Annotated in this window: 1 protein-coding gene; it reads right to left on the bottom strand. The window is 62.9% G+C overall.

The genetic code is table 11. The features are described 5' to 3' along the window. Positions 1-630, bottom strand: a 630-nt coding sequence (locus tag EOE48_RS28465; RefSeq protein ID WP_187371590.1) for a cytosine permease, incomplete at both ends; no start/stop codon positions are given.

The raw sequence follows: 630 nt of genomic DNA, 5'->3' as shown, positions 1-630 counted from the left end.
AGGATTACCGGGCCGGCAAAGGCCTCGTAGCGGCGCACCATCTCCATGCCGTAGGCCAGGGTCACCAGCTGTACCAGCCAGATCGACACGAAGCACACCCAGCCAAGGCTCGACAGGCCGAGGATGCTGTCGTGGTCGTAGGCCGCCATTTGCGGCCACACGGCTGTAAGCAGCACGCGCAGCACCACTGAGGCCAGGTAGGTCTGGATGCCGAACCAGGCAATGGCAATGACTGCGCGGATCAGCGCCGGTATCTGTGCGCCATGGATGCCGAAGGCAATGCGGCTGATGACCGGGAACGGTACCCCGGTTTTCTGCCCCATGTAGCCGGACAGGTTCATGAAGAAGTACACCAGCGCCGCGCCAATGGCCAGCGACAGCAAAATCTGCCAGCCACCCAGGCCAAGGGCGAACAAGCCCATGGCGAACGAGTAATTGGCAATATTGTGCACATCGTTTGTCCACAACGCGAAGATACTATAGCCACCCCAGCGACGCCCTTCGGTGCGTGTCGGGGCAAGGTCGCGGTTGTGCAGGCGCGGGCTCAGGGCCAGTTCCGGCGCAATGCCGACCAGGCTGGAAGCGGGGTGGGTGCTGGCGACGGATAGTTCAGGGGCAAGGTCGAGGCTG

This window comes from Methylobacterium oryzihabitans (assembly GCF_004004555.2).
Taxonomy (GTDB): Bacteria; Pseudomonadota; Alphaproteobacteria; order Rhizobiales; family Beijerinckiaceae; genus Methylobacterium; species Methylobacterium oryzihabitans.
The sequence above is the reverse complement of the archived record's forward strand: the minus strand, read 5'-3'. Positions and strand labels throughout refer to the sequence as shown.